Genomic DNA, 13040 nt, shown 5'->3' on the forward strand with positions numbered 1-13040 from the left:
TTAGTCGAAGTCGGGGACGCAACGCGAGCTGGCTGAAGATTTCGATTGGATGTAGCAGGCATGGAAAAGAGCCTTTCGGACAGAGCCGTCAGATTCGAGGAAGGCCGCGGAAGCAGGTGCGGACGCACCGGAATGGGGTGAGCTTGCGTGGCGCGCGCATCGGGATCTGGAAGCTCATCTCAGGTGCGCAGGATCTCGCTTGTTAGCAAGTCTGCATAATCCGATGTTGTGCAGTGCGGCAGGCCGCTCACCAGGCTGTGTGGTCCTCGGATCTGCTTGACGCTGGGCGCGAACGAACACAGAGATAGTCAATGCTTCTGCTCCGGACGAGAGTGTTCTTGGAGTCCGGCGCGAAGGATCGGCCAGCAATATCTCTGCATCATGAACAGCCGTCGCCTACGAGGAAGATCGTTTGCGCCCACCATAGCGTCGTGGCCTTTCGGAACTGTTGCATACCAAGCGCTCGTCGCTTGTTTTCTGAACGAGACTCCGGGGCTATGGCAGCACAATTTCGGTGCGATCCGCTTTCTCGCGTACCAAATGCGTCCACATCAGCTGGGATTCGCAGTGATTGGCAATAATCGGAAGCGGTAGTGTCAGGAATTCCGTGTATGGGTGGCGGTTGAACATCTGCCGCCATGGCCCTTACGAAGCGATCGCCGAAGATGACGGAGAACTGAGCCTTTGCCATAGCCCATTCTCGCGGCGGCATCACCGTGGTGTCACGGTCGTGGTGGTTTGTGATGTCAAGGTCTGCGCCATTGCGCCGCCGGCGAGCGCCGTCATCGCCGCGACGCCGACAATTAGGAACTTGTTCATGTCATGGTTTCCAATTCGTACCGCCTGGGGTGTTCGAGACCTGGCGTCACTATGGATAATGGCCCCTGGGCACGGATCGTTGTAGGCTCGGATTCTACTCATAACACGGGTGTTATACCAACCTGAGGTTCCGTTTACTCGAATGTGAGTTGGTGCGGCTCGGGCGGGTATGATTCGCTGAGAGCTCGAATCTACTCAGCAGTCGGTAATATAGGCGACAGTTGGTGCTTTGAAGAATGATTGCACGAGACGTGGTTTGCGCTTGATGGCGGCGAGTTGGGCTTCGATTTTGTCCTGAAGCTTTTCGCCTTGGCGTAGCGGAGTCCGGGCGACGCCCGTCCGCTTCATGTGGCTCCAGACCAGTTCATCTGGGTTCAGGTCAGGGGCGTAGCCTGGCAGAAAATGCAACGTCAGCATTCCATTGGTCGACGCCACGTAGGCTTTCACCAGCGCTGTTTTGTGGGCAGGCAGCCCGTCGAGGACCAGGTGCACCGGCCTCGTGCGGTGCCGCATCATCCGGCGTAGCAGCGCTACGAACAACTCAGCATTCAGGCCGCCTTCATAAGTGCAATACCAGAACCCGCCGCGGGCTGTCACCGCCGAGGCGGCGCTGATCGATTGCCGTTGGCCCGGACGCTCGACGATCGGCGTCTGTCCCTTCACGCCCCAGGTCTTGCCATGCACGGCGTCGGCCCGAAAGCCGGACTCGTCCCAGAAAAAGACCTCGCCGCCACAGGACTTGGCCTGCCTGGCGATTTCAGGAAACCGCTCACGTCGCCATGCCTCGATCGCCTCCGGATCGCGCTGATAGGCACGCTGCAACGGCTTTTGCGGCGTCAGGCCCAGTTTCGACAGCAGTTCGCCCACAGCCGTCACACCGAGTTTGATACCAAACTTGCGCTCGATCAGTTCGGCCACAACGTGCCGGGTCCACAGCCCGAAATCCAGGCCGTATTGGCGCGGATCGCGGCCATTGATCCAACGCAACACCTGCTGCTCCTGGCGCGGCGTCAGACGCCGCGGCCGGCCGGTTGCCGGCCGTGACCGCAAGGCTTTCACCCCGACCCCAGGCTTCGATGCCGCGCTGAGCCATTTATAGATTGTTGTGCGGCTGAACCCGTATGAGGCAATCACCAAAGAGGCCGCTTCGCCCTCGCGCACCCGCTCTACAGCCATCAGCCGGATGGTTTCCAGGGTGCGATGATCAAATCTGCGACCGTCCCGTTTCATGCCAGAATTATATCATCCCCGCAAACATACGACTAGCAAAATGTCGTCTTAATTACCGACTGGTGAGTAAATGGTAGTATGGCTATCGATGACGGGCGATTTTCCGTGTGAGCAGGCGGATATGGGCGAGGAATAGCCATGCGGTGGCGCTGGTAACGGTAGCCTCGAAATCCTTTGCGAGGCGCCGGCATCTGCCGAGCCAGGCGAAGGTTCTTTCCACTACCCAGCGTCGTGGCAGGAGTTCGAACCCGCTAGCGGTGTCGGAGCGCTTGACGATCTGTATGGTCTATTTGCCGATTTTGGCGAGGCGCCCATTGAGTTTGGGGCCGGCCACCCGGCTGCCTTGGCTACGCCCGACCTTGCTGATCCGGCCGTGATGTGCGGCCCCAAGGCCAGACTGGCGCACGCGGGGGTTCAGCCCGAAATAGCTCACCAGCTTCTGCGGGCTCTTGAAGCGGCGGATGTCACCAATCGCCGCCATCAGGCCCGTAGCCACCACCAAGTTGACGCCAGTGATCGTCAGGAGCCGCTTCACGGCAGGATCGTCCAGCGCTCCTTTCGCAACCTCTCGATCAAGTTCCTCTAGATCTTCCGCCAGACGATCAAGCTCCCGAACGTGCCGTTCAATGGCGGCGCGCTCATCGTCCGGCACCGGCTGGCGACCCAGCCAAGCTCGGCCGCGGGCGTTGAATAGATCAGAATGTGGACATCTCGGGATCAGGTGGGCGTGCAGGATGGCGTGTACCTCGTTCTTGATCCGCGTCCGATGTCGAACAACCTGATAGCGCCGCGCCACCAGGCGGCGCATGCGCTCGGTTGCCGGGTCCGGTGTCCAGATCTCCAGCAGGAATCCGGCTGCATGCAGGCTCGCCAAGGTGCCCGCATCGACCTTGTCGGTCTTCACATGCGCATGGGCGATCGCCTTCACCTGCAACGGATTGGCGATGATGACCCGCGCCACGAAAGGTGACAGCACGCGCGAAACCGCCATGCAGTTGCCTGTCGCTTCGATGACCACCTCATCTGTCGCCTGAAGCCGCTTGCCGAAGCCTTCCAGTCCTGTGCGGGTCATGTCGACCCGCCCGGCGTGCCGAAGCACGCCGTTCTCCCATATCACCACCTCGCCGAAGGTTCGGTGGATGTCGATGCCAATCACGCGGCGCATGCAACCTCCTATCGTTGCCAATGACGACGGGAGCGGCCGGGCGACACGACAACTACGGATCCGCGCTCTCAGCGCAACCGGGCGAGTCGCAGAGGCGGCCAGCTACTAACCCGAGCTCGAAGCTCATCGTACGCGACGGCCTGCCCGCACCTTCGTGCTCCCGGTGCCTCTGTCCCGGATGCTCGCAGCATACACCTCGATTCGAAGATCAAGGAAGGAACATCGGCACCGATCATCTCATACCGGTTACGAATGCGATCGAACGTCTGCACGAGGAGTTCAAGCGCCGGATCAAAACCCAGACCGTCCTCCCCTCCGCCGAGACCGCGGCCATGTTGTTCTGGTCATTGCTCGCATCCGGGCAGATCACCATGCGCAAAGTCGACGGGTGGCAGAGCCTCGGAGAGCCACCCGCCTCAATGCCTCTTGATCTCGTCGCCTGACCTCGTCATGCTCCCCAAACCGGAGACGCCGCCAAAGGCAATTTCCACACAAACCGCGACGCCATCTTGGGCGGGGTATGAGTGGGCTTCCTTGGATGAGGTTTGCGGTGACGGTAGCGATACCGCGTTTGGACTTGTCGGCTATGGCGCTGCGTGAGCGGGCGGCTCGTGCGACGGATGCGAAAGTTTCGAGGCGGCTGCTGGCGATAGCTCTTGTTCTTGAAGGCTGGTCTCGGCGCCAAGGCTCGCCAGGGCAACGTCCCGACTCCATGCGTGGAACCGAGCCGTGCCCTGGCGCAGTCGATTAGCGCGCCCGCCTGACGACAGCGCGCTCGTATTACTGATAACCAATCAGTGTCAGAGCGTTAGTTATCGCTCTTTGGTTCGCACAAAGCTATGCTGATCGACCCTATCATCGAGCCCAGTGGCGTTGGACTAGCGATTAGTGGGCGCTCTTGCTTTTGGCGCTGGCCGCCTTGGACGCCTCATGCGCCGTGGTGGAGAGCGTCATTGCCTTGTCGGCGTGTTCGAGGCCGGTCTTGTGGTCGCCTTTCTGATGTGCTTCGGCGGCCATGCGGGCGGTCTTGGCGGCGGATTCATGGGCTTCGGCCGCCTTCGTGTGGCTCATGGAGGGCATGGTGTATTTCCTTGTTTCTAAATCTGTCATTTCTAGTCATGCCAGCCGGAATCGAAGTTCGCGGCCAACTATCTCCATATAGGCCCCCGCCGCGAGTGCGCGAGGATCGGCTTTTACTCAGCCAGGATGCCATGGTCGGTCAATCATCCGGCTTTGGGTAGATTCCGAGTCTTTCCGGTGAGGCCGGAATGTGAGGAAATCCCACTCGTGCGTCTGTACACGTTGACGGAACGCGATCAGAGACCGCGCGCGGTCAACGCGCGCCGATTCCGAACAACACCACTCGTACCGTGCGCAACAGGATCCGAAAATCCAACCCGCGGCTGCGATGTCGGAGATAATAGAGGTCATAACTCAGCTTGTGACGCGCGTCTTCAACCGAGGCACCATAAGGATAATTGACCTGCGCCCAACCGGTGATCCCCGGTGGGATTTCGTGCCGGCTCTGATAGTTCGGAACGACCTCGGCGAGCTGGTCGACGAAATGCGGCCGCTCGGGCCGGGGCCCGATCAGGCTCATGTCGCCGCGCAGGACATTGAGGAGCTGCGGCAATTCGTCAATGCGCGTCAGGCGCAAAAACCTGCCCACCCGCGTCACCCGCGGGTCGCCGACGCTGGCCCAGCGTGGACCGTCGCGCTCGGCATCGACCCGCATACTGTGGAATTTGAGCAGGGTGAAAATTTTGCCATGCTGCCCGACCCGGGTCTGACGATAGAAAACCGGGCCTGGCGAATCGAGTTTGATCAGCCCCGCCGCGACCACCGTGACCGGCAGCGTCAACACCAGCAATGCACTGCCGGCGATGAGATCGCGTCCCCGCCGCTCAGTGGCGCTCCAGCGTCCGGCAGTGATCGCCCAAAGCCTGCTCCGCCTCACGACCGCCATCGCTTTCTTCCCCTCTGTCCGGCCCACGTGATGGAAACGGCTGCGATCCCGCCTACCCCATCGCGGAATGGCTCAGGGGTTGAAACGAAGGTGTCGAGATCGACCACCATCCCTGCAACCCTAGGCGCGCGGCGCGTGAAGGCCAGACTCGGAGAGTACCCAAACCCGCTCAGGCGGTTTGCATGCGCCTTTTTGGTTGACATCGCGCGGCGCCGGGCCAACGCTCATCAGTGTGACCGGAGGCGATGGACAATGGGGTCTGGCTCTGCCACTTCGCGCCCAGTTGGAAGGTAACGCTCATGCGTCATGCAAAATCGCCAGACGCCGGTGCTACGCGCGCGCAACCTACGGCGCGTTCACGGGCGGCGATGGGCGTCGAGAAAGATCGGGACGATTTCCCGGTGGTGGCGATCGGCGCCTCGGCGGGCGGGCTCGAGGCCTGTCGGCGGCTTTTGCATGCCTTGCCGGCCGACACCGGCTTGGCGTTCATCCTGGTCCAGCATCTCGATCCCAACCATGAAAGCATGTTGGTCGATCTGCTTTCCAGCGCCACCACCATGGCCGTCGTGCAGGCGAGCGAGGGCATGCCGATCGTGCCTGATCATCTCTACGTCATTCCCCCCGGGCGCTATCTCTCTGTCGCCGCCGGCGCGCTCCATATCTCGCAACCGGAAGCGCGCCACGGCGCCCGTCTGCCGTTCGATCATCTCCTCACCACGCTTGCGCTCGCTTATGGTCAGCGCGGGATTTGCGTGATCCTCTCAGGGACCGGGGCCGATGGCTGTCTCGGTCTCAAGGCGGTGAAGCAGCATGGCGGCATGGTTCTCGCCCAGGATCCCACCGAGGCGAGCTATGACGGGATGCCGCGGAGCGCGATCGCGACCGGTCTCGTCGATCGCGTGCTGGTGGTGGAGGAAATCTCCTCGGCGCTCAGCCCCCAACGGGCGGCGCCGACCCACGGCCCGGAGGCGCCGCCGCCCGCGTCGGCGTTTGATCACCTGGCGCCCGATCACCTGGCGCGCGTGATCGGGTTCCTGCGCGGCCAGACCGAGCACGATTTCACCCATTACAAGCCCGGAACCCTGCAACGCCGCATTGAGCGGCGCATGGCGATGGCCGCGCTCGCCGCCGATGACGTCGAAGACTACCTCGAAATCCTCCGCACCGACCAGCGCGAGCGCGATCTTCTGATCAAGGATCTGCTCATCAACGTCACCAGGTTTTTTCGTGATCCGCGGGTGTTCGACGTGCTGGCCGCCCAGGTCATCCCAGGCCTGCTCCACGGCCGCGGGTCTGATCAGCCGATCCGTCTCTGGGTAGCCGGCTGCAGCACCGGCGAAGAAACCTACTCCCTGGTGATGCTGTTTCGTGAAGCGATCACCGCCGCCAAACTCAATATCAGGCTCCAGGTTTTCGCCTCGGACGTCGACCCCGAGGCCGTCGCCACGGCACGCGAGGGGGTCTATCCGGAGGCGATCGCCAAGAACGTCTCGCCGGCGCGGCTGTCGCGTTTTTTCGTGCGCGAGGAACAGGGCTATCGCGTTTCGCCGGAACTGCGCGCGGTGGTGGTGTTCACCATCCAAGACGTGCTGGCCGATCCGCCCTTCTCCCGGCTCGACATGATATCGTGCCGTAACCTGTTGATCTATCTGATGCCCGATGCCCAGACGAAAGTGCTCTCGCTGTTCCATTTCGCGCTCGTCGAACGCGGCATCCTGCTGCTCGGCAGTTCGGAGACGGTGGGCAGCATGGAAGGGAATTTCGAGGTCATCGCCAAATCCGAGCGTATCTATAGCCATGTCGGCCGCGCGCGGGCGGGGGAACTCGGCGCGATTCTGGCCACCGCCGACGGCACCCGGCTGCTAGCGCGGTCGGGGCCAGGCCAGCCGCCCTCGCGCGATGCCGCCTATGGCGAACTCTGCCGGCGGGTGGTGCTTGAAACCTATGCCCCGGCGGCGGTTTTGATCACCCATGGCTACGAGCAGCGTTACGCGCTCGGGCCGATCGACCGCTATCTGCGCGTGGCCCCTGGCGCGCCCACCCATGACCTGCTCGCCATGGCGCGTCCGGGTCTGCGCATCCGGATTCGAGCTGCGGTGCATGAAGCGACAACGAGCGGCGCGCGTGTCGTCGTCGCCGGCGGGCGTGGCGCTCCCGGGGATGGGGGTGGCCGCTTCTCGATCGCCGTCCATCCGCTGCAAAGCGAGAGGGAGGCCTTGTTGCTGCTCTGCTTCCTCGACGAGCCGGCGCCGGAAAACCCTCCTGGCCGCGCGGCGACGCCGGGCGAGAGCCAACGGATCGCCGAACTCGAACAAGAACTCGCCGCGACAGGCGCGGAACTGCAAGGCGCCATCCGCAATCTCGAAATCTCCGGCGAAGACCAGCGCATCGCCCATGAGGAGGCGCTCTCGATCAACGAGGAATTCCAATCCACCAACGAGGAGCTGTTGACCTCGAAGGAGGAGTTGCAATCGCTGAACGAGGAGCTGACCGCGCTCAATACCCAGTTGCAGGAGACGCTGGAGCGGCAGCGGACCACGTCCAACGACCTGCAGAACATCCTCTACAGCACCGACGTTGCGACCTTGTTTCTCGACCGCGCGCTGAACATCCGCTTTTTTACACCTGCCACGCGCGCGCTGTTCAACATCATTCCGGGCGATGTCGGCCGTCCGCTGCGCGATCTGACATCGCTTGCAGTCGATCGCGCGCTGGCTGCGGATGCGCGCGCGGTGCTGAGCGGGGCGGCGGCGATCGAGCGCGAGGTGGAGACCGATGCCGGCACCTGGTTCGTCCGCCGCATCCTGCCCTATCGCGGCGAGGACGATGCGATCGATGGTGTCGTCCTCACCTTTACCGATATCACCGAGCGCAAACGAACCACGGAGATCTCGCAAAGCGCCCGCCAGCAGGCGGAGCTCGCCAATGTCACGAAATCGCGCTTCCTCGCCGCTGCCAGCCACGATCTGCGCCAGCCGCTACAGTCGATCACGCTGGTGCAGGGGTTGCTCGCGCAGACGGTGCAGGGCGAGCGGGCGCGGGCGCTGGTTGCGCGTCTCGATGAAACCCTCGGCGCCATGGCCGGCATGCTGAACACGCTGTTGGACATCAACCAGCTCGAGGTCGGGGCGGTGCAGCCGGAGATCGTCGCCGTGCCGGTAGATGAGATCTTCGCGCCTTTGCAGGAGGAGTTCCTCTATCATACCGAGGCGCGTGGGCTTGCGCTGCGCGTCGTGCGCTGTGGCGCGACGATCGCAACCGACGCCCGCCTGTTGGGCCAAATGATCCGCAACCTGCTCTCCAACGCCGTGAAATACACCGAGCAAGGCCGGCTTCTGCTTGGCTGCCGCCGCCATGGCAGGACGCTCCGCATCGAGATCTGGGATACCGGCATCGGCATTCCTGACACCGAACTGAACGGGATTTTCGAGGAGTATCACCAGCTCGGCAATCCGGCGCGCGAACGTAGCCGCGGGCTTGGCCTCGGCCTTGCGATCGTGCGCCGGCTCGGGAACTTGCTCGGGCATCGGGTATCAGTGCGCTCGCGCATGGGCCGCTGGTCGATGTTCGCGATCGAGGTCGCGCTGGCGCCGAAGCCGGGCGCGGCGGCAGCGGTCGCCGACGACGATGCCGAGAGCGCCGGCGATATCCTTCCCCGTCTCGGCACCATCCTGGTGGTCGAGGACGATCCCGAAGTGAGTGACCTGCTGACCCTTTTACTCGAGGGCGCCGGGCATCGCGTGGCGCGCACCGCCGGTGGCGGCGCGGCGCTCGACCTGGTGCGGCGTGGCGGCGTGCGGCCGGACCTGATCATCGCCGATTACAACCTGCCCGGCGCGATGGACGGGCTGCGCCTGACGGCGGCGCTCTGCGAGGCGTGGGGCCGGCATATCCCGGCGATCCTCCTGACCGGCGACATCTCGCTCGGCGCCATGCGTGACGTCGCCCGCGCGGAGTGTCTGCTGCTCTACAAGCCGGTGAAGGTGCCGCAATTGATTCGGGCGATCCAACGCCTGCTGCCGACGGCGCCCGACGTGCCGGCGCCGGCGCCGCGATCGACGGTGGCGCCGGATACGGTGGTCATCTACGTCGTCGACGACGATAATCACATCTGCAACGAGATCCGCGCGGTGCTGGAAGCGGATGGCCGGGCGGTGGAGGATTACGCCTCCGGCGAGGCGTTCCTCGCCGCCTATCGCCCCTACCGCGAGACCTGCCTGCTGCTGGACGCCTATCTGCCGGGCATGAGCGGGCTCGCGGTTTTGCAGCGGCTGCGCGAAATCGCCGCCCCGCTGCCGGCGATCGTCATCACCGGCCACAGCGACGTCGCCATGGCGGTGCAAGCGATGAAGGCGGGAGCGGAGGATTTCATCGAGAAACCGATCAGCCGCACCCATCTCTTGGCCGCAGTCGCGCGCGCCCTCGAACACGCCCGCGATCAGAATGCGCGCAGCGCCTGGCGCGCCACCGCGAGCAGCCACATCAAGGGGCTGACGCGGCGCCAGCGCGAGATCATGGAGCGGGTGCTCGCCGGGCAGCCGAACAAAAACATAGCCGCCGATCTCGGGATCAGCCAGCGGACGGTAGAAAACCACCGTGCCAAGGTCATGCAGCGCACCGGCGCCCGCTCGCTGCCGGCATTGGCGCGGCTGGCGATGGCGGCGGCGGACAACGGGGATGTCCCGCGGAATGTTGAATTAGGGGGAGCGGCGTTGCCTGCCTTGAGCCGCTAGGCTCGGGGTGTGTGATCCACTGAGGAAAGGCAACGCCATGAAGAGAGATAGCAGATGCGCAGCGGCGACGCTGCCTGGAATTGTCAAAGATGCCTGGGAGGCTGTTGGGGCGAGCTTTGAACGGTTCTGCCTCAGCGCGGGGGTGGCGACATTGACCGTGATGATGGAGCAGGACGCGGCGGCGCTGTGCAGGCCGCATCATGGCCGTTAGGCTGGCAAGGTTGGGCATCGATGGGGCAGGATCCGGGGACCGATCGGCTTCAATGGCGGCAAGGTCGTGATCGAGCGGCCCCGGGTTCGTGCCCGGGACGGCAAGGCGGAGCTGGCTCTGCTCTTCTGGTCGCGGGCGGGAATCTCGGCCAGCGGCAGCACCGCGTCCACCATCCCGGTTGCGATCGCGCTGGCCGGCATGCCATCATACGCCGCGTCGTCCGGATGCTGGGCGATGATGAGTCCGGCGTGCTCGCGGATCGCCCGGATTCCGATGCTGCCATCCGCACCGGTGCCCGACAGCACGATCGCCGCCGCTCGCTGCCCGTAGAAGGCGGCCAGCGAGGGCAGCAGAAAATCGAACGGCAGGCGCGCCCCATGTCGGGCCGGGGGCGGCGACAGTTTCAGCACGCCGTTATCGACCGCCAGATACACGCCGGGCGGTTGAGATAGACGGTTTCGGGCTCGACCGATAATCCGTCCTCCGCCTCGCGCACCGTCATACCGGTGTGGACCGAAAGCAACTCGGCCATCATGCTCGGATGGGGCGGGTCGAGATGCTGGACGATAATGAAAGCCATCCCGGAACGATCGGGTATCGCCTCGAGAAGCTTGCGGCACGCATCGAGGCCGCCCGCGGACGCACCGATGCCGACGGCCAGAAAGCCGCTTGGCGCGGTTATCTCAGACACGTCTGGTGCCACGTGTCGGTGAGGTTGCCGGGCGGCGACGGTTTCGTCATGCCGATACTCCTTTCCCGGTTAATCCTGTTCAGGTTGCGTCTTTCCCGGTTCCATTTCGTCTACGATAGAGAACTTCGCTGATCATGACAACGAATCCATGCGGCGCAGCCGATGCCGGACGAACATTTCGCATAGGGTAGATTCCGATCCTGCCCGATCCTCATGCAAGTTCCTATTCTATTGAGCAGCGGAATTTCCCTGCCGCACGCGCTTCAGGGAAATCCCCATCGCCGCGAATGACACAGGGGCTCGCAGAGCGACCCGTCTGGCCGCCGCGGCGCCATCAGGAGCTTTCCCATGAAATCGCGCAGAGCGGACTGGCTCGCCGTTTCCATCGGAGCCGCCCCCACACTTGGTGGCTGCGGCACCTCGCCAGGAGGCCGGGCCTTGTCCGGCGCCGCGATCGGTGCCGGGACGGGTGCGGTTATCGGGTCGGTGACCGGCATCGGGCCGGGTGGCGGCGCGCTGATCGGCGGCGGCGTTGGCGCCGCGGTCGGTGGTCTGACTAGCCCGAACACGATCAATCTGTCACGCGGCTGACAGGGTCGCCCGATCCCGGAGCGGTGCGCCACGCGCGGCCTCCACGCCACTTACACAGCTTGAAACCAGGAGAAAATCGATGAAACGCATTCTATTCATGACCGCAATCGGCGCCGGCCTCGCCTTTGCCACCGCCGGCGCGAACGCACAGACGACATCATCGACAACGACATCTACCTCGGTGTCACCACCGACCGACGAGACGGTTCCGGCGCCGGTCATGGCGCCGCCGAGCGGCACGCTGAGCACGACCGAGACCAACCGAAGCGTCGATGCGGCGGGGAATACGTCGGAATCGCGGGAGACAACCTATGGCAACGAAGACGGGGCGGTCAGCGAATCCACCAAAACCACCACGGTGGTGCCGCCACCGCAATCGACCACGACGACGGACACCACTTCGTCCTACTCGACAACGAAATGAACTGGAGAATATCATGAGCCCAAACAAGATCGCGGCACGCGCCGTGCTTGCAACGTGGATGATCGGCGCCGCCCTGACGCTCGCCAGTTGCGGGTACGGTTCGACCGAAACCGCGACGACAACGACGGAACGCACGAGCACCTCGACGACCGCGCCGGCGCCGATGCCGCCGATGCCGGGCACGCCCGGTACTACGACTACTCAAACCACGCATTCTACGACGACGCAGTGACGTGACGAAGTTGCACGCCATCTCGTCGCATACGTAGTTTCCGAACCTGTTCAGCGAGCGGCCGGATCTGCCAGATTTCACGGCCAGCCGCCCGCAATGCATCAATGGTATGAAAAACGAGGTTGAGGATATGGGAGTTAGAATAAGACAGGGAAGCAATATCTATTTGTTAAGGGCTGCGCCGCTCGACGCCCATATCGGCGGGCAGATCAAGGCGCGGCGCACGGAACTTGGACTGACCAGTAAGCAACTCGCCACGGCATTGCGTTTGCCGGACGCAAGGATCGCCGCTTACGAGATCGGCAGTCAGCATATTGGGCCAGAGGAACTGAGCCAAATGGCACAGACACTTGGCGTCAACCTAGCCTATTTTTATGCGGAGCCGAGCTTCTCGCCGTAGGCGGATTTGCGCCGATTGTCCGTAAGCTCGCGGCATGGTGAACCTCTCAAGGAACACCAGTTTCACAGCGTCCCCGCGTCGCGGAAGCACTATCGTGAGTCACTCCCCACAGGATTTGGTATTAGGAGGCGTGGACAAACCTGAACCAGAGGCGGATTGAGGCGAGGAGAGTGAAACCGAGGAAGCTGCTGGCGGTTTGATCGTATCTTGTGGCGATCCGGCGGCTGTTCTTGAGTTTGTTGAAGCAACGCTCGATACGATTGCGGAGTGTGTAGAGAGGGCGGTCGACGGAATGCTGGATGCGGCGGTTTCTCTTGGTCGGGATTTCGGGGATTGTCCCGCGGTCGCGTGCGTCCTGCCTGATCGCGTCGCTGTCATATCCCCGATCAGCGAGCAGGATGCCGGGATCACTGTCGCGCTCTTCCATCAGGTCGGCATAAGCTGTGCTGTCGTGAGCCTCGCCGGGGCTCAGGATGATGCCGATGGGCAGCTGCGGATTCCGATTGAAGCCGGCCAGGTATTCCGAGGTGAAGCCGGCCACCGTTCCGATTTGAAGCCGGCCGGCATTCCGATTTCAT

The 13040-nt window shown here is 63.3% G+C and carries 12 protein-coding genes and 3 pseudogenes; 7 read left to right on the forward strand and 8 right to left on the reverse strand.

What is annotated here, in order from left to right; genetic code table 11:
* Positions 1 to 1014: 1014 nt before the first annotated feature.
* The 3 genes and pseudogenes from ACIDOCELLA78_RS97700 to ACIDOCELLA78_RS97710 form a co-directional block, all read right to left on the reverse strand.
* Positions 1015 to 2049 (reverse strand): IS630 family transposase, encoded by a 1035-nt coding sequence (locus ACIDOCELLA78_RS97700; RefSeq protein WP_201727480.1) that lies wholly within the window; start codon positions 2047 to 2049, stop codon positions 1015 to 1017.
* Between the two features lie 82 nt (positions 2050 to 2131).
* Positions 2132 to 2380, reverse strand: a pseudogene (locus ACIDOCELLA78_RS97705) (transposase); the annotation flags it as partial.
* Between the two features lie 24 nt (positions 2381 to 2404).
* Positions 2405 to 3214, reverse strand: a pseudogene (locus tag ACIDOCELLA78_RS97710) (IS110 family transposase); the annotation flags it as partial.
* A 248-nt stretch (positions 3215 to 3462) separates the two neighbouring features.
* On the opposite strand from ACIDOCELLA78_RS97710, the pseudogene ACIDOCELLA78_RS97715 reads away from it, so the two are divergent.
* Positions 3463 to 3657, forward strand: a pseudogene (locus ACIDOCELLA78_RS97715) (IS256 family transposase); the annotation flags it as partial.
* A gap of 442 nt (positions 3658 to 4099) precedes the next feature.
* Here the strand turns inward: ACIDOCELLA78_RS97715 and ACIDOCELLA78_RS97720 are convergent.
* Both ACIDOCELLA78_RS97720 and ACIDOCELLA78_RS97725 read right to left on the reverse strand, forming a co-directional pair.
* Positions 4100 to 4294 carry a hypothetical protein gene (locus ACIDOCELLA78_RS97720; protein ID WP_201727509.1) on the reverse strand — a complete coding sequence of 65 codons (195 nt, stop codon included), beginning with the start codon at positions 4292 to 4294 and terminating at the stop codon, positions 4100 to 4102.
* Between the two features lie 253 nt (positions 4295 to 4547).
* Complete coding sequence (locus tag ACIDOCELLA78_RS97725; RefSeq protein WP_201727510.1) at positions 4548 to 5180, reverse strand: sugar transferase; 633 nt, start codon at positions 5178 to 5180, stop codon at positions 4548 to 4550.
* A gap of 368 nt (positions 5181 to 5548) precedes the next feature.
* Here ACIDOCELLA78_RS97725 and ACIDOCELLA78_RS97730 point away from each other — a divergent pair, with 368 nt between their 5' ends.
* Positions 5549 to 9913 carry a chemotaxis protein CheB gene (locus tag ACIDOCELLA78_RS97730; RefSeq protein WP_201727511.1) on the forward strand — a complete coding sequence of 1455 codons (4365 nt, stop codon included), beginning with the start codon at positions 5549 to 5551 and terminating at the stop codon, positions 9911 to 9913.
* 207 nt (positions 9914 to 10120) lie between these two features.
* Here the strand turns inward: ACIDOCELLA78_RS97730 and ACIDOCELLA78_RS97735 are convergent, their stop codons facing one another.
* Complete coding sequence (locus ACIDOCELLA78_RS97735; protein WP_249674917.1) at positions 10121 to 10558, reverse strand: chemotaxis protein CheB; 438 nt, start codon at positions 10556 to 10558, stop codon at positions 10121 to 10123.
* The gene (locus ACIDOCELLA78_RS97740; protein ID WP_249674964.1) at positions 10528 to 10785 is read right to left on the reverse strand and encodes a chemotaxis protein CheB; all 258 of its coding nucleotides are present in this window, start codon (positions 10783 to 10785) and stop codon (positions 10528 to 10530) included. Before ACIDOCELLA78_RS97740 ends, ACIDOCELLA78_RS97735 begins: the two co-directional genes overlap by 31 nt.
* Here ACIDOCELLA78_RS97740 and ACIDOCELLA78_RS97745 point away from each other — a divergent pair.
* The 5 genes from ACIDOCELLA78_RS97745 (at position 10666) to ACIDOCELLA78_RS97765 (ending at position 12462) form a co-directional block, all read left to right on the forward strand.
* Positions 10666 to 10947 carry a hypothetical protein gene (locus ACIDOCELLA78_RS97745; RefSeq protein WP_249675001.1) on the forward strand — a complete coding sequence of 94 codons (282 nt, stop codon included), beginning with the start codon at positions 10666 to 10668 and terminating at the stop codon, positions 10945 to 10947. The two genes, ACIDOCELLA78_RS97740 and ACIDOCELLA78_RS97745, sit on opposite strands and share 120 nt — an antisense overlap.
* A 216-nt stretch (positions 10948 to 11163) precedes the next feature.
* Positions 11164 to 11406 (forward strand): YMGG-like glycine zipper-containing protein, encoded by a 243-nt coding sequence (locus ACIDOCELLA78_RS97750; protein ID WP_201727512.1) that lies wholly within the window; start codon positions 11164 to 11166, stop codon positions 11404 to 11406.
* A 79-nt stretch (positions 11407 to 11485) separates the two neighbouring features.
* On the forward strand, positions 11486 to 11830 hold the full coding sequence (locus tag ACIDOCELLA78_RS97755) for a hypothetical protein (protein WP_201727513.1): 345 nt from the start codon (positions 11486 to 11488) through the stop codon (positions 11828 to 11830).
* Positions 11831 to 11843: 13 nt separating this feature from the next.
* Positions 11844 to 12062, forward strand: coding sequence for a hypothetical protein (locus ACIDOCELLA78_RS97760; RefSeq protein WP_201727514.1), 219 nt, complete (start codon positions 11844 to 11846; stop codon positions 12060 to 12062).
* 109 nt (positions 12063 to 12171) lie between these two features.
* A complete protein-coding gene (locus tag ACIDOCELLA78_RS97765; RefSeq protein WP_201727515.1) occupies positions 12172 to 12462 on the forward strand; it encodes a helix-turn-helix transcriptional regulator in 291 nt (96 codons plus the stop codon).
* Between the two features lie 121 nt (positions 12463 to 12583).
* Here ACIDOCELLA78_RS97765 and ACIDOCELLA78_RS97770 read toward each other — a convergent pair whose 3' ends face one another.
* A complete protein-coding gene (locus tag ACIDOCELLA78_RS97770) occupies positions 12584 to 13003 on the reverse strand; it encodes an IS5 family transposase (protein WP_201727516.1) in 420 nt (139 codons plus the stop codon).
* Positions 13004 to 13040 lie beyond the last annotated feature (37 nt).

The sequence above is a fragment of the Acidocella sp. C78 genome (genome assembly GCF_907164655.1).